The following is a 16330-nucleotide window of genomic DNA, read 5'->3' on the forward strand; positions in this document are numbered from 1 at the left end:
TCACTTCAGTGTGTTAGCGGATCAGTTTTAATCAGCTGATCGATCATCGGGCTTAGGCTGCTTGGCTTTGGGTTTCCTGATGGCCGGTTTCTGCTGTTTGAGCACGGTTGCCTCTGTATGGATCGCTGCGGCTGGATCAGTCTTGGGCAGTTTTAGCGGCATTGGCGGAGTAGGGCTGGCCTGCTGAGCAGTAGCAGCTGCTGCGCTCTTACGCGGCTTTTTGACTGTCTTGCGCGCGGTGGCGGCAGGTTTGGCTGCGCGCTTGGCCGGTGAAGCGCGTGTGGTTGCCGTGCGCTTGGCCGGCCCGGACTTTGTGCTTGCGGTGGCTTTGGCTGCTGTCTTTTTCGGCGCGGGGCTGGCCTCGGGAACGGGTTGCTCCGTCACCGCTACAGGCTGCTGTTGCGTTGCATCGAGCTTCTCATCCGGAGTGGGTGCCTCATGTATTTGCGCGGCGGGCTCTTGCACTTCGGGGTGAGTGGTTGACACACCAGAGCCGGATGGCTGTGGTTCGGCGAATGAGCTCAGCCCACCATAGAGACTGCGGAAACAATATTCCTGGGTTGCGTCCCGTACCTCGCGATAGGTATCCAACAAATTGGTTACTTGCTGCGAGAACATGTCCTGCCAGGCCAGCAGCGGGTTATTCTCACGCGCCGGCTGACGTTTCGTGCGCACCTGCTCGGCTGTTCCGGGCAGCCACCATAGCAGCGGATTAAGACTGCTCCAGACTACCTGTTGCTGATGGAAGGGATGGGTTTTGCGGATCATCTCGGCTGCCGGTTCCTGCACCAATTCCCGCATCCAGGGCCGCACATAGCAGTCATACACGCTGTTGTTGGCCTCGGAGACACGGCGAATCAGGCAGAACTCACGCTCGTCGTTCTGCGTGTCGGTATTTTCCTCAATGATATCGGCAATGCTTCTGGGTTCCAGGCGAACCCGATATTCCGGCGCGCTGCCTGTTTGTGTGCCGGGCACATCATCGACCAACATCTCGAATAGGCCTGCTGGCAGATTCTGAATGGTTTCAATCGCGCCCAGCAACGCCCGATGTTCGCGCCGTACCACTTTGCCGGACATGAACATGCCCAGATGGCCGACCGTGGCATGCTTCAGATACACAATGGTGCGCTCGGCACTGCGAAGAGCCAGATCGCTGGGATATACCTCGGCGATCCAGTTCAATGCCTGTTGCGGTGGCGTGACGTTATCGCCATAGGAGCAGAACATCACGACAGGAGCCGTGATCTGGCTCAGATCGACCCCGCTGCCCGGATTCTTCGGTCCATTGACGAGTTGATTGCCAATGAACAGTTCATCCACAGTGGTTTCGATCTCTTCGCTGTTGAACAGACTCGGATTGCCCCGCCAGCGTTCGACATCAAGGAAGCTCGATTGCTCTGTGTCGATATTGCGAAACAGCCGGTAATACTTGGCCCAAAGCGTGTTGGCCGGATCCAGGTTATCGAAATTGCTAACCAGCCAGGCGCCATCGAAACGGCCGCTCCCGAGATCACTACCCAGGCGAGTCAACCATGCGCCGCCCAGCATTCCGCCCGCGTAGCGCATCGGGTTTCGTCCCGCCCCGCCAGCCCAGTAGGATAGGGGTGCCCCGTTGATGATCACCAATCCGGGCAATTCGGGACGCGCAGCTGCCAAGCCCATCAAGGCCCAGCCGGCCTGCGAGTTGCCAATAACCACGGGCTGATTGGCCTCCGGATGCCGTGCGCTGACTGCCTCGATAAAGCGGGCCTGTGCCAGCCTGACATGCTCCAGTGTTTGCCCGGATACCGGCGAATGGCTGAAGGATACAAGGTAAGTGGGATGCCCCGCTCGCAGGCTCTCGCCAATTTCCGAATCCGGTTTCAGGCCCGCAATCCCTGCGCCGTAGCCACCGCGCGGTTCAATTATGATGATGGGCTGTTTGGTCTCAGCTATCGTTTGCTTTGCATCGGGAATGATACGCAGCAGTGAGTAGTTAACCGGTTGCGGTAGGTCCTTGCCATCAACGAGCACTTCATAGTCGAAGCTGATCAGCAGAGGAAAGGCATTACGCTGATGGGCCAGAGTGTTGTCGCCCCGTTGCCGCAGCGTATCCATGAATAGCAGGCTGCGTTGGCCGGCGTCGTTCAGGTATTCCAGCCAGTCCAGGGTAGAGGGCAGCGGTAACTGCTGCTGGAGAAACGGTTTCAGGCTCTCTTTATGACTTCGGTGGGCAGCCGCCAGTAACGCCTGTTGATACACCCCCTGCAGCCGAACCAATCGCCCGGGGAGCTCTTCTAATGCAGTGTAATTGCTTTGTTGCTCTGCAACATAATTATTCTGAGTCATGATGGTTTCCTCATCTTCGCTGTACATCGACAAAGGCGGCAGAGCGCATTGTTGACGAGATAATTAGCGAGGCGCGCTCAATGATAAGGATTGTGCAGCGCACAAAAAACGCTTGCAAGAACTATTTTGCAGCGCAATAATCCGCATCATGCGATGGCTTGAGCTGGTTGCCTTCGCCTAATCCCCTATCAGGAGTGAAGCTCATGTCTTTTATCGAACCGGAAAAATTGCAGAACGCACAGAAAAGCTACCTGGACCTGCTGCAACAGGTTAACAGCGCGGTATTCAGTGGCGTCGAACAGCTCAGTCAGCTGCAGTTCAAGGCATTACGCACTGCCAGCGAGGAGCAGTTCGACAACCTGGGCAAGCTGTTGTCTGTTCGCGATCCGCAGTCCTTTGCCCAGTTGCAGTCCTCATTATTCCAGCCTACCGCCCAGGCTGAGCGTTTGAGCGAATTCAACCGACAGGTGTACGAAGTACTGTCCGGAACCCAGTCGGAAATTTCCCGGTTGGCTGAACAGCAGGTGGAGGCGGGCGCCCGGCAGGTACAGGACATGGTTGAAGTTATTGCCAAGAATGCACCTGCAGCTGCCGAGCCGGCGGTGACTGTGCTCAAGTCAGCCGTTGAAAGCGCAGGCACGGTATACGGAAACGCCCAGAAAGCTGCCAAGCAGGCTGCGGAAATGGCGGAAAGCGGCATGGCCGCCGCTACTTCCGCTGCAGGTCAGGCGAGCCGTAACGCTACACAGGCAGCTGGCGCTGCCCAGTAACAGCTCAAGCGCGATAAATGGCGACGGGGTTAATCCCCGTCGCCATTTTTTTTGGTTCCGTTTCCCTTGTCAGACTTTTTGCCGACAACGCCGCCAAACATTCCGAACAGCTCTTGGTTGCTCCGCTGCAGATGCCTGGCCTGCTCCTGATACTGGCGCATCAGGTCCTGCATGACCGGGACCTGCTTATTCAGGAGTTCGCTCCAGACCTGTGCGGTTTGAGCGCCGACTTGAGCCTGTGCGTCCAGAATGCCCTGGATACTTTGGTCCAGATAATCACCGAGCAGTCCCTGATAGGGTCCGTAGGAACGAATGATGCTTTGCAGCATGTCGCTGGAAAATATCGGCTCGCCTTCGTTTTCGGCTTCCTGGATTATCTGCAGCAGAATGGCGCGGGTAATGTTTTCGCCACTTTTGGCATCAACAATCTGAAAAGGGATCTGCTCGATTACCAGCCGGCGGATATCGGCCAGCGTGAGATGACTGCTGGTGTGCGTATCGTACAATCGGCGGTTTGGGTATTTCTTGATCAGCCGGGGCGGGCTTTGGGTGTGGTCTGACATGAGATGCTCGTCAAGTTTGGTTTGTGCATTACTCTACCCCAACAGGAGTTCTGCTTCACCGTGAGTCATATGGCCATCAATGCTTTGGTAGCCTTGCATGGCCTATTATCTGTTGTACGTTGTGCTCTTTACTATTTCCGTTTCGCATCGCTTTGTAATGCTGGATAACAACAATAGTGCGGAGGCGAAGCAAGCCGATTGGCGCATGGTTGCTTTGGTTCCGGGGTCTCCCGGTATCGGTTGATGAGGATTTGGCATGTACAGAGTCAGTACTGGCTATGTAGGGCTTTTGATCAGAACCTTGAAAGCCGAAGGGCTGGATGTCGACAGATTATCCGCAGAGGCTGGGCTGGACGTACGCAAATTGAAGGACAAGAACGCCTTCTACGCACGCAAGAAAGTTTATCGTCTGGTAGAGATGGCCGCTGCGCAGGTGCCGGCTGATGTGGGCCTGAAGGTCTATCCCAGCTTGGCGCCAGGGCATATGTTGCTGGTTGGCTACGTGATGATGTCCAGCGCCACCCTGCAAGATGCATTGGAAAGCCTGTGCCGTTACTGCTCGTTATTGAGCAATGGCGAATCCATCACATTGACCGAGACAGCTGGCGGAATGCATCTGCAGATACACGAACTTCCCGAAGCGGGCTTCCCTATGCCACGGTTGTATGCTGATGTGAAGGTGGCAGCGGCTTTGGCGTTTTTGCGCTGGCTTGTCGGCGGTCAGGTATTGCAGCCGTTGGCTGTCGACTTTACCTATCCCGAGCCCACTGACACAACAGCACACCAGACGCTGTGTGGCGGTTCGTTGCGCTTCGGAATGCCGTCCATGGGGATAGTCTTTGACAGGCGGGATTTGCAGTTGCCTTTGAGCACTGCCGACGAGATGCTCGCGCGGTTACACGAGGAATTTGCCGAAGCGCGTCTGAGTGAGCTCAATGGCTGCTCACTGCGCAGCCGTGTCCGTGCGCTGGTAATGGAACACATGAGCCGGGGAGAGTGCGATATCAATACCATTGCTGCTGCGCTATGCGTCAGTAAGCGCACCCTGCAACGTGGCCTGGAAAGGGAAGGGGTTCAGTTCAAGGAAGTAATCGACGAAGCACGCCAGCAAATGGCTGACTACTATCTTCGGCGCACTCGATACAGTCTGACCGAAATTGTTGATCGACTTGGATTTTACGATCAAAGCAGCTTTTACAAGGCCAGCGCTCGCTGGTTCGGCATGCCTCCGGGGCGTTACCGGGAGCATGCCGCAGCCTGTTGAAAGGTTGGCAGGCCAGCAAGAGTCTTGCGGATGTATGCCGGATCGGGCGCGATCTCATTCTTTGACGTAGCGCCCCGGTGCTGGTTCGATGATGGGATAGTCAGCAGTGCCCATCTTGTCGCGCGCCGGAACCTGCGGGCCCGCATGTTCAGCGAGCCATTCGAACCAGTCAGTCCACCAGCTCCCCGGATGCGCCTCTGCTGTTTCAAGCCAGGCCTCATGACTTTCCGGCAGCTCAGTGTTGGTCCAGTATTGGCGCTTCTTGCGCGCCGGCGGATTGATGATCCCCGCGATGTGCCCCGAAGCGCCGAGCACGAATCGTTTTTTACCAGCGAGAATACCGGTGCTGCCATAGGCGCTATCCCAGGGCACGATATGATCTTCCTTGGTCCCGACCAGGTAGGCAGGCATGTCCAGAGCGCGCAGATCCATCCGTTCTCCGCAGCATTCGAGATCCCCGGATTTCAGGTCATTCTGCAGATAGGTATGGCGCAGGTACCAGCAATACATCGGGCCGGGGAGGTTGGTGCTGTCATTATTCCAGAACAGTAGATCCAGCGGCGCGGGTTTCTCCCCCTTGAGGTACTTTTCGGAGCTGTAATTCCACCACAACTCGTTCGGGCGCAGCATGGAGAAGGTATTGCCCATGTCTTCGCCACGGAACAGGCCTGTCGGTCCGCCCTGGCCGCCGATGGTTCGCTCGCGGTATGACACAAGTTCCTCGTCCACGAACACGTCGATCTGCCCGGTATTCCTGAAATCGAGGAAGGTGGCCAGCAGGCTCAGGCTGGCTATGTCGCGGTCACCTCGCGCAGCCAATACGGCAAGCGCAGTGCTGAGCATTGTGCCGCCGACGCAATAGCCGACACAGTTTAGCTGCCGCTCACCGCTGATTTCGCGTGTGATCTGCAAGGCTCTGATTATCCCGTCCTCAATCTGATCGTCCCAGGTGATATGCGCCTGTTTCTGAGAGAAGTTGCGCCAGGAGATCAAAAACACTGGATGCCCCTGTTCAAGCAAATGCCGCACAAGGGAGGTTTCCGGGCGCATATCCAGGATATAGAACTTGTTGATTGACGGAGGAACGATAAACACCGGGCGCTGATGCTGAGTCTCGGTCAGAGGATAGTACTGCAAAAGCTGGAATAGCTCGTTTTCAAACACCACTTCGCCGGGCGTGATTGCCAGATCCACACCAACGGTGAAATCACCCGCATCGCATTGGCGCAATTTGCCTTCGCGCATATCGCTTGCCAAGTGCAGCATGCCGGTATAAAGGCTTGCGCCCTGAGTCTCGAACATTCGTGAAAGCGCGTCGGGGTTGCTCGCCAGGAAGTTGCTGGGAGCAGATGCAGCGATGGCTTGCTCCATCAGGTAGAGCAGCCGCTGGCGGGGCTTTTCAGATTCAATCGGCATTGCATTCACCAGGCGCAGCAGAAAATCCGAGTTCAACAGGTAGTAGGCGGCCATGGAACCGAATAGCGGGTCGTTCCATTTGTCACTGGCGAAGCGACGATCACTGAAACTGAATGGCTGCAGGGTAAACATCTGCTGGCCGAGGCTGATCCACTCTTGCTGATACTCGGATTGCAGCTCGCTCAGAGTTTCGTCTGGCAGCTCAAACCATGCGTCAACGTTATGTCCTTTAAACCAGGGATGGTTGCTGATCAACAGGCGAATCTGTTGCAGAGTCATGTTGGCCATGAAAGGCGTTTGGGCTGACCAATGACTACCGAATGGCTGTTGTAAGTTCATATTTTATAATCCAGTTGAAAGCAGATGCCCTCGGGGAATCCCGAAAGTTTCGATCCAGCCCTGCTTGTGAGCAGGTTTTTTATCCGAAGCGTTATGAAAACTGGCCGTCGAAGGTCATTGCATGTTCATCCCGCCATTTACCGAAAAGTCTGCGCCGGTTGCATAGGCTGATTCACTCGAGGCCAGCCAGGCGACGATGGATGCGACCTCCTGGGAGTGACCGAGACGGCCGACCGGAGTGCTGGCGATCATGCTTTCGAGAATGTCGTCGCGGATGGCGGCGGTCATCTCGGTCTCGATGTAACCGGGGGACACTGTGTTGACGGTGATGCCCTTGGCGGCCACCTCGCGGGCGAGGGCCATGGAAAACCCGTGAACGCCGGCCTTCGCTGCGGAGTAATTGGTTTGGCCGAACTGGCCGCGCTGTCCGTTGATCGATGAGATATTGATAATGCGACCCCGGCGCTTTTGCAGCATGTCTTCGATGACCTGCTTACTGGTATTGAACATGCCGCACAGGTTGGTATTAATGACGGCGTGCCAGTTTTCTGCAGTCATCTTGCGAAAGCTGCCGTCGCGGGTGATACCGGCGTTGTTTACCAGCACATCAACCGGGCCCACGTTCTGGCGCACGCTTTCAAAGGCATTGCACGTCGATCCCCAGTCGGTGATATCGCACTCAACGCAGTGAAATTCAAAACCGGCATCCAGTTGCTCATTCAGCCACTGGTCTCTCCGGTTGGATCCGGGTGTGCAGGTAACTACGACAATGAAACCTTCCTTATGTAGACGTTGACTGACCGATGTTCCGATCCCACCCATTCCGCCAGTAATCAAGGCAATCCGCTTTGCGATGCTCATCCATTGTTCCCTCGTTTTTATCAAACTGTGAAAAACCTGCCATATGTTCATGCATCGCCCCGCTGGAAGTAATGTCTGCAGGCGTCACTCTGCTGCCCTGCAGCGACATTTTATTGGCGCGCTTTAAGTGCGCGCCAAAACGCTGACAGGCTTTAATCCTTGAAAGAGCGTATTTTTTTCAATTGACAGGCTGGGAAGAAGGCGTAGAATGCGCCGCTCTGCGAAGGGTTGGCTGGATCGGTTGTTCGCAGCGATGAGGAAGCTCATCAAGGTTTGCGGAAGGTGTTGACAGCGAGCTTGGCTCCTGTAGAATGCGCCTCCCTGGCACGGAACAGCAGCGCTGTTCAGGCCACTCAAGCAGCAAGTGAAGCAGCAAAAATACTTCACAAAATTGCTTGACGGATCAGAAGGTTAGCGTAGAATGCGCGGCCTTGGTCAGGCGGAAGCGCCGGCCGAATCGCTCTTTAACAATCTGAATCAAGTAATTCGTGTGGGTGCTTGCTGAATTGCTCGATGATCGCAAGATTATCAGCCAAGCAAGTTACTCTGTGAATTCATCGAGTTTATTTGTAAAGCTGAGCCAAGTTTAGGGTTTTCTCAAAACCCAAGCAGTTTTTTAACTGAAGAGTTTGATCATGGCTCAGATTGAACGCTGGCGGCAGGCCTAACACATGCAAGTCGAGCGGTAGAGAGAAGCTTGCTTCTCTTGAGAGCGGCGGACGGGTGAGTAATACCTGGGAATCTGCCTGATAGTGGGGGATAACGTCCGGAAACGGGCGCTAATACCGCGTACGTCCTACGGGAGAAAGCAGGGGATCTTCGGACCTTGCGCTATCAGATGAGCCCAGGTCGGATTAGCTTGTTGGTGGGGTAATGGCTCACCAAGGCGACGATCCGTAACTGGTCTGAGAGGATGATCAGTCACACTGGAACTGAGACACGGTCCAGACTCCTACGGGAGGCAGCAGTGGGGAATATTGGACAATGGGCGCAAGCCTGATCCAGCCATGCCGCGTGTGTGAAGAAGGTCTTCGGATTGTAAAGCACTTTAAGTTGGGAGGAAGGGTTGTTGCCTAATACGTAGCAACTTTGACGTTACCAACAGAATAAGCACCGGCTAACTCTGTGCCAGCAGCCGCGGTAATACAGAGGGTGCAAGCGTTAATCGGAATTACTGGGCGTAAAGCGCGCGTAGGTGGTTCAGTAAGATGGGTGTGAAATCCCCGGGCTCAACCTGGGAACTGCTTTCATAACTGCTGAACTAGAGTACGGTAGAGGGTAGTGGAATTTCCTGTGTAGCGGTGAAATGCGTAGATATAGGAAGGAACACCAGTGGCGAAGGCGACTACCTGGACTGATACTGACACTGAGGTGCGAAAGCGTGGGGAGCAAACAGGATTAGATACCCTGGTAGTCCACGCCGTAAACGATGTCAACTAGCCGTTGGGAACCTTGAGTTCTTAGTGGCGCAGCTAACGCACTAAGTTGACCGCCTGGGGAGTACGGTCGCAAGATTAAAACTCAAATGAATTGACGGGGGCCCGCACAAGCGGTGGAGCATGTGGTTTAATTCGAAGCAACGCGAAGAACCTTACCTGGCCTTGACATGCTGAGAACTTTCCAGAGATGGATTGGTGCCTTCGGGAACTCAGACACAGGTGCTGCATGGCTGTCGTCAGCTCGTGTCGTGAGATGTTGGGTTAAGTCCCGTAACGAGCGCAACCCTTGTCCTTAGTTACCAGCACATAATGGTGGGCACTCTAAGGAGACTGCCGGTGACAAACCGGAGGAAGGTGGGGATGACGTCAAGTCATCATGGCCCTTACGGCCAGGGCTACACACGTGCTACAATGGGCGGTACAAAGGGTTGCCAAGCCGCGAGGTGGAGCTAATCCCGAAAAACCGTTCGTAGTCCGGATCGGAGTCTGCAACTCGACTCCGTGAAGTCGGAATCGCTAGTAATCGTGGATCAGAACGCCACGGTGAATACGTTCCCGGGCCTTGTACACACCGCCCGTCACACCATGGGAGTGGGTTGCACCAGAAGTAGCTAGTCTAACCTTCGGGAGGACGGTTACCACGGTGTGATTCATGACTGGGGTGAAGTCGTAACAAGGTAGCCGTAGGGGAACCTGCGGCTGGATCACCTCCTTAATCGATAGATCTCGACACTCTTCAAGCACTCACACGAATTACTTGATTCAATAGAAAGGCGATTGGGTCTGTAGCTAAGTTGGTTAGATCGCGCCTCCTGGTTTTATAAAAGGTAGGGTGAGGTCAAAGCGAACTGGCTATAACGAAGCAGCCCGAGATAATTGGGTCTGTAGCTCAGTTGGTTAGAGCGCACCCCTGATAAGGGTGAGGTCGGCAGTTCGAATCTGCCCAGACCCACCAATTGTCGAGGTGCGACGGTTCTTAAAGGGGCCATAGCTCAGCTGGGAGAGCGCCTGCCTTGCACGCAGGAGGTCAGCGGTTCGATCCCGCTTGGCTCCACCAAGACAGACCGACGTACCGACGTACCGACGCAACAACAACGCCTTAGCTGGACCTAGAGTTCATACATGAATGATTGCCGTACGGTAGATCATTGATGTCTGGTCTTTACACCAGCCGCTCTTTAAAAATTTGGGAAAGTGATAGAAGTAAGACAAGACATAGCGCTGTGTTTCACTGCACAGGGTTATGGCTAAGGTAACTTGTAATCTCAACGCAAGTTCCGGATTGTCGTGAAATCATGTCGATATAACATGTGACTTCATCAGTCGCGCTGGCAACAGCACAGATTGTTTGGGGTTATATGGTCAAGTGAATAAGCGCATACGGTGGATGCCTTGGCAGTCAGAGGCGATGAAAGACGTTGTAGCCTGCGATAAGGTTCGGGGAGCTGGCAAACAAGCTATGATCCGGACATTTCTGAATGGGGAAACCCACCCAGCATAAGCTGGGTATCACACACTGAATACATAGGTGTGTGAGGCGAACCGGGGGAACTGAAACATCTAAGTACCCCGAGGAAAAGAAATCAACCGAGATTCCCCAAGTAGTGGCGAGCGAACGGGGAGCAGCCCTTAAGCAGTTTAGAGTTTAGTGGAACGCCCTGGAAATGGCGGCCGTAGTGGGTGATAGCCCCGTACACGAAAGGCTCTTAGCTGTGAAATCGAGTAGGACGGCGCACGTGAAACGTTGTCTGAACATGGGGGGACCATCCTCCAAGGCTAAATACTCCTGACTGACCGATAGTGAACCAGTACCGTGAGGGAAAGGCGAAAAGAACCCCTGTGAGGGGAGTGAAATAGAACCTGAAACCGTATGCGTACAAGCAGTGGGAGCGGACTTGTTCCGTGACTGCGTACCTTTTGTATAATGGGTCAGCGACTTATATTCTGTGGCGAGCTTAACCGTATAGGGGAGGCGTAGGGAAACCGAGTCTTAATAGGGCGAACAGTCGCAGGGTATAGACCCGAAACCGGGCGATCTATCCATGGGCAGGTTGAAGGTGCCGTAACAGGCACTGGAGGACCGAACCGACTACCGTTGAAAAGTTAGCGGATGACTTGTGGATAGGAGTGAAAGGCTAATCAAGCTCGGAGATAGCTGGTTCTCCTCGAAAGCTATTTAGGTAGCGCCTCGTGTATCACCACTGGGGGTAGAGCACTGTTTGGGCTAGGGGGTCATCCCGACTTACCAACCCCATGCAAACTCCGAATACCAGTGAGTGCGAGCACGGGAGACACACGGCGGGTGCTAACGTCCGTCGTGAAAAGGGAAACAACCCAGACCGTCAGCTAAGGTCCCAAAGTTATGGTTAAGTGGGAAACGATGTGGGAAGGCTTAGACAGCTAGGAGGTTGGCTTAGAAGCAGCCATCCTTTAAAGAAAGCGTAATAGCTCACTAGTCGAGTCGGCCTGCGCGGAAGATGTAACGGGGCTCAAACCATACACCGAAGCTACGGGTGCATCTTAGGATGTGCGGTAGAGGAGCGTTCTGTAAGCCTGTGAAGGTCAATTGAGAAGTTGGCTGGAGGTATCAGAAGTGCGAATGCTGACATGAGTAACGACAATGGGAGTGAAAAACTCCCACGCCGGAAGACCAAGGGTTCCTGCGCAACGTTAATCGACGCAGGGTGAGTCGACCCCTAAGGCGAGGCCGAAAGGCGTAGTCGATGGGAAACGGGTTAATATTCCCGTACTTCTAGTTACTGCGATGGGGGGACGGAGAAGGCTAGGCCAGCAAGGCGTTGGTTGTCCTTGTTTAAGGCGGTAGGCTGGGATCTTAGGTAAATCCGGGATCCTAAGGCCGAGAACCGATGACGAGCTTTCTTTTAAGAAAGCGAAGTGGTTGATGCCATGCTTCCAGGAAAAGCCTCTAAGCTTCAGGTAACTAGGAATCGTACCCCAAACCGACACAGGTGGTCAGGTAGAGAATACCAAGGCGCTTGAGAGAACTCGGGTGAAGGAACTAGGCAAAATGGCACCGTAACTTCGGGAGAAGGTGCGCCGGCTAGGGTGAAGGATTTACTCCGTAAGCTCTGGCTGGTCGAAGATACCAGGCCGCTGCAACTGTTTATTAAAAACACAGCACTCTGCAAACACGAAAGTGGACGTATAGGGTGTGACGCCTGCCCGGTGCCGGAAGGTTAATTGATGGGGTTAGCTTCGGCGAAGCTCTTGATCGAAGCCCCGGTAAACGGCGGCCGTAACTATAACGGTCCTAAGGTAGCGAAATTCCTTGTCGGGTAAGTTCCGACCTGCACGAATGGCGTAATGATGGCGGCGCTGTCTCCACCCGAGACTCAGTGAAATTGAAATCGCTGTGAAGATGCAGTGTATCCGCGGCTAGACGGAAAGACCCCGTGAACCTTTACTATAGCTTTGCACTGGACTTTGAATTTGCTTGTGTAGGATAGGTGGGAGGCTTTGAAGCGTGGACGCCAGTTCGCGTGGAGCCAACCTTGAAATACCACCCTGGCAACTTTGAGGTTCTAACTCTGGTCCGTTATCCGGATCGAGGACAGTGTATGGTGGGTAGTTTGACTGGGGCGGTCTCCTCCCAAAGAGTAACGGAGGAGTACGAAGGTGCGCTCAGCACGGTCGGAAATCGTGCGTAGAGTATAAAGGCAAAAGCGCGCTTGACTGCGAGACCAACACGTCGAGCAGGTACGAAAGTAGGTCTTAGTGATCCGGTGGTTCTGTATGGAAGGGCCATCGCTCAACGGATAAAAGGTACTCCGGGGATAACAGGCTGATACCGCCCAAGAGTTCATATCGACGGCGGTGTTTGGCACCTCGATGTCGGCTCATCACATCCTGGGGCTGAAGCCGGTCCCAAGGGTATGGCTGTTCGCCATTTAAAGTGGTACGCGAGCTGGGTTTAGAACGTCGTGAGACAGTTCGGTCCCTATCTGCCGTGGACGTTTGAGATTTGAGAGGGGCTGCTCCTAGTACGAGAGGACCGGAGTGGACGAACCTCTGGTGTTCCGGTTGTCACGCCAGTGGCATTGCCGGGTAGCTACGTTCGGAAGAGATAACCGCTGAAAGCATCTAAGCGGGAAACTTGCCTCAAGATGAGATCTCACCGGGAGCTTGACTCCCCTGAAGGGCCGTCGAAGACTACGACGTTGATAGGCTGGGTGTGTAAGCGTTGCAAGGCGTTGAGCTAACCAGTACTAATTGCCCGTGTGGCTTGACCATATAACACCCAAGCAATTTACCGTGTTATACAAGACACCGATTGAACGACAGTCTGGAACTGCAGAGATGACAGTTACCCCCTTGTCCGAGCTTCTATCACGCTCCCAACCCTTTACGCCGTGTGGACTAACAGCCGCACAGCAACGAATTGCTTGACGACCATAGAGCATTGGAACCACCTGATCCCATCCCGAACTCAGAAGTGAAACGATGCATCGCCGATGGTAGTGTGGGGTCTCCCCATGTGAGAGTAGGTCATCGTCAAGCGCTTATACCGAGAACACCCCGATCTGGATACAGGTCGGGGTGTTCTCTTTTGGGCACGGAAAATTCGTTTGGCCCCCCCCCTGAAGCGAACCAACGTAGATCACCAACGCAAATTACTTTCTGTTCGCCATACCTCATCTGAAAATCGGGCCGTCGCTCGTCTCATTTCAAGCCTGTCAACGACAGGGAACCGATTCGTTTTCGCTGCGTCAATAAGCTAGGCGCTCCTTGTCTGGGTGCTGCTATTGAAAGTCGCTGTTGTATCGACTGCAACAAGTTTTTCTTATCTGATATTCCGCATCTGCGCATGGCCGCGCTGACTTTTTTGCGCCGTGCGCCTGATGAGTGGAACCCAGTAGGCACCGGTCGATCGAGGGTGCAATATGAGCTGGGCGGGCCCCTTCCAAACCAATATCGGCAAATCTCGTAATCCGAGCCTCGCAGCTGCAGGGCTCGCATTTTCCAATCATCTTCCGACGCTTCTGGTTATGTCTCACCTACGCTGGAACTTTGTTTACCAGCGTCCACAGCATCTGATGTGCAGGTTTACCCGCGACTTCAATGTCCTTTTTTTCGAAGAGCCACTGCTATCCGATAACGCACAGCCCTGGCTTGAAGTTCGCCTTGAAGAACAAGGCGTGCGGGTGTTGATCCCGCATCTTCCCCAGGGTTGTATAGCAGAGAAGGCTGAGCAACTGCAGCGTGAACTGCTCGAAGACTTCCTTTACCGACTTGGGGTTGAGGAGCCAGTGCTTTGGTTTTATACGCCGATGGCATTGAATATTACCGATGGCTTGCGTCCATGCCTGACAATCTACGATTGCATGGATGAGCTTTCAGCGTTCCGCGGCGCGCCGCTTGAGATGATTGAGCTCGAACATGAGCTGTTGCGGCGCGCAGATCTTGTTTTTACCGGCGGTTTCAGCTTGTGGGAGGCTAAACGGGAGCTTCACTGCAATGTTCACGCGTTCCCAAGCAGTGTGGACATCGCGCATTTCTCCTCTGCACGGCATATTCAAACTGACCCATTTGACCAGGCGAACATTCCACACCCGCGCCTCGGTTTCTATGGCGTCATCGACGAACGGCTGGATATCGATCTGGTCACTAAAATCGCAGATCTTCGTCCGCAGTGGCATATCGTGCTGGTCGGGCCTGTGGTGAAGATAGACCCCGCCAGCCTCCCGCAGCGGTCAAATCTTTATTATCTAGGCGCGAAGACCTACGAAGAATTGCCGGAATACCTGGCTGGTTGGGACGTAGCTATCATGCCATTCGCATTGAACGAATCTACCCGTTTCATCAGCCCAACGAAAACGCCTGAATTTCTGGCGGGCGGTTGCCCGGTCGTATCCACTCCCATCAAGGATGTGGTCCGTACATACGGGGATACGGACGTTGTTTATATCGGAGACACCCCGGATCGCTTTGTTGAGTCGGTGCAGGATGCACTGAGGAGCGCAAGCGACCATGCCAAGTTCTGTGACGCCGCAGACGCTGTACTCGGTGATATGTCCTGGGATAACACGTGGGAGCTGATGATGGGGAAAATCAGATGCGAGATATAACAGCACTTGATGATATTTCTAGCCCACTCTCGGGTGGCTCCAGTACGCGCATGCGAAATCTCTTCGAGCTTAAGCCCAACCGAACCGCCAGCTTTGATTACCTTATTGTTGGTGCTGGATTTGCCGGTAGCGTTATTGCCGAGCGGCTCGCTGCAGGCCTGAACAAGCGGGTGCTGGTTGTCGACAGGCGGCCTCATATTGGCGGAAATGCATACGATTTCTACGATGATGCAGGGGTGTTAATCCACCGCTATGGGCCGCATATTTTCCATACCAACTCCCAGCGGATTGTTGACTACCTCTCCCGATTTACGCAATGGAGACCCTATGAGCATCGGGTTCTGGCGATGGTAGACAGTCAGATATTACCCATTCCGATCAATAGAACCACGCTCAACAAACTGTATGACCTGCATCTTGCAAGCGATACCGAGGCCGCTGCGTTTCTCGCTTCAAAAGCTGAGCCTGTCGGAGATATCAAGACCAGTGAGGATGTCGTCATAAGCCAGATCGGGCGCGAGTTATATGAAAAGTTCTTCCGTGGTTATACGCGCAAACAGTGGGGCCTGGACCCGTCTCAGCTGGATAAAATGGTGACCTCCCGGGTGCCAACACGTATCAACACAGACGATCGCTATTTCACTGACACCTTTCAGAAAATGCCGAAGCATGGCTATACCCGGATGTTTGAAGCGATGCTGAATCATCCGAATATCCAGATAATGCTGAACACGGATTATCGCGAAATTCGGAGCGAAGTAGCCTATCACCACCTGATATATTGCGGTCCTGTGGATGAGTTTTTCGACTACAGGTTCGGCGAACTCCCGTATCGCTGCCTGAAATTCGAACATCGGACGTTGGACCAGGAGCAATTTCAACGGGTAGCCGTAGTGAACTATCCCAACGAGGAGATACCTTATACCCGCATCAGTGAATACAAGCATCTCACCGGTCAGGTCCACGCTAAAACCAGTATCACTTATGAGTTCCCATCGGATGATGGCGATCCGTACTACCCGGTCCCACGGCCTGAAAATTATGAGCTTTACAAGCGTTATCAGAAGCTCGCCGATACCGTTAGCAACGTCACCTTTCTGGGGCGACTCGGGACTTACAAGTACTACAACATGGACCAGGTGGTGGGTCAGGCCTTGGCCCTTTATAAGCGTATCGAAGCCAAGGCCGGTGCAGAAGTGATGGCAGGTGACACTACGGAACAGCGCTCCAACACGGCCCAGTAGCAAGCTAGAGGAAGAGG

8 protein-coding genes, 2 tRNA genes and 3 rRNA genes are annotated in these 16330 nt (G+C 54.1%); 9 read left to right on the plus strand and 4 right to left on the minus strand.

Annotation, left to right across the window (positions count from 1 at the left end; genetic code table 11):
• Nucleotides 1-27 precede the first annotated feature (27 nt).
• A complete protein-coding gene (locus HG264_RS04490) occupies nt 28-2331 on the minus strand; it encodes a DUF3141 domain-containing protein (protein ID WP_169406536.1) in 2304 nt (767 codons plus the stop codon).
• A 203-nt stretch (nt 2332-2534) separates the two neighbouring features.
• On the opposite strand from HG264_RS04490, the gene phaP reads away from it, so the two are divergent.
• Nucleotides 2535-3101 carry a TIGR01841 family phasin gene (gene phaP, locus HG264_RS04495; protein WP_169406537.1) on the plus strand — a complete coding sequence of 189 codons (567 nt, stop codon included), beginning with the start codon at nt 2535-2537 and terminating at the stop codon, nt 3099-3101.
• Nucleotides 3102-3130: 29 nt separating this feature from the next.
• Here the strand turns inward: phaP and phaR are convergent, their stop codons facing one another.
• The gene (phaR, locus tag HG264_RS04500) at nt 3131-3664 is read right to left on the minus strand and encodes a polyhydroxyalkanoate synthesis repressor PhaR (protein WP_169406538.1); all 534 of its coding nucleotides are present in this window, start codon (nt 3662-3664) and stop codon (nt 3131-3133) included.
• 256 nt (nt 3665-3920) lie between these two features.
• Here phaR and HG264_RS04505 point away from each other — a divergent pair, with 256 nt between their 5' ends.
• Complete coding sequence (locus HG264_RS04505; RefSeq protein ID WP_169406539.1) at nt 3921-4928, plus strand: AraC family transcriptional regulator; 1008 nt, start codon at nt 3921-3923, stop codon at nt 4926-4928.
• Nucleotides 4929-4982: 54 nt separating this feature from the next.
• On the opposite strand, the gene phaC is transcribed toward HG264_RS04505, so the two are convergent.
• A complete protein-coding gene (gene phaC / locus HG264_RS04510) occupies nt 4983-6683 on the minus strand; it encodes a class I poly(R)-hydroxyalkanoic acid synthase (protein ID WP_169406540.1) in 1701 nt (566 codons plus the stop codon).
• Between the two features lie 114 nt (nt 6684-6797).
• Nucleotides 6798-7544 carry an acetoacetyl-CoA reductase gene (gene phbB / locus HG264_RS04515; protein WP_169406541.1) on the minus strand — a complete coding sequence of 249 codons (747 nt, stop codon included), beginning with the start codon at nt 7542-7544 and terminating at the stop codon, nt 6798-6800.
• Between the two features lie 617 nt (nt 7545-8161).
• Here phbB and HG264_RS04520 point away from each other — a divergent pair.
• The 7 genes from HG264_RS04520 (at nt 8162) to glf (ending at nt 16313) form a co-directional block, all read left to right on the plus strand.
• Nucleotides 8162-9698, plus strand: a 16S ribosomal RNA gene (locus HG264_RS04520).
• Between the two features lie 163 nt (nt 9699-9861).
• Nucleotides 9862-9938 (plus strand) — tRNA-Ile (locus HG264_RS04525).
• Nucleotides 9939-9964: 26 nt separating this feature from the next.
• Nucleotides 9965-10040, plus strand: a tRNA-Ala gene (locus HG264_RS04530).
• Nucleotides 10041-10343: 303 nt separating this feature from the next.
• Nucleotides 10344-13234, plus strand: a 23S ribosomal RNA gene (locus tag HG264_RS04535).
• 151 nt (nt 13235-13385) lie between these two features.
• Nucleotides 13386-13501: ribosomal RNA gene (gene rrf / locus HG264_RS04540) — 5S ribosomal RNA — on the plus strand.
• Together the 16S, 23S and 5S rRNA genes with 2 tRNA genes alongside form the textbook arrangement of a ribosomal RNA operon.
• 383 nt (nt 13502-13884) lie before the next feature.
• Nucleotides 13885-15069, plus strand: a complete 1185-nt coding sequence (locus HG264_RS04545) for a glycosyltransferase family 1 protein (protein ID WP_169406542.1) — start codon at nt 13885-13887, stop codon at nt 15067-15069.
• Nucleotides 15057-16313: a UDP-galactopyranose mutase gene (glf, locus tag HG264_RS04550; RefSeq protein ID WP_372240221.1), complete on the plus strand. Its 1257-nt coding sequence runs from the start codon at nt 15057-15059 to the stop codon at nt 16311-16313. Before HG264_RS04545 ends, glf begins: the two co-directional genes overlap by 13 nt.
• Nucleotides 16314-16330 lie beyond the last annotated feature (17 nt).

Source organism: Pseudomonas sp. gcc21 (assembly GCF_012844345.1).
Classification (GTDB): domain Bacteria; phylum Pseudomonadota; class Gammaproteobacteria; order Pseudomonadales; family Pseudomonadaceae; genus Halopseudomonas.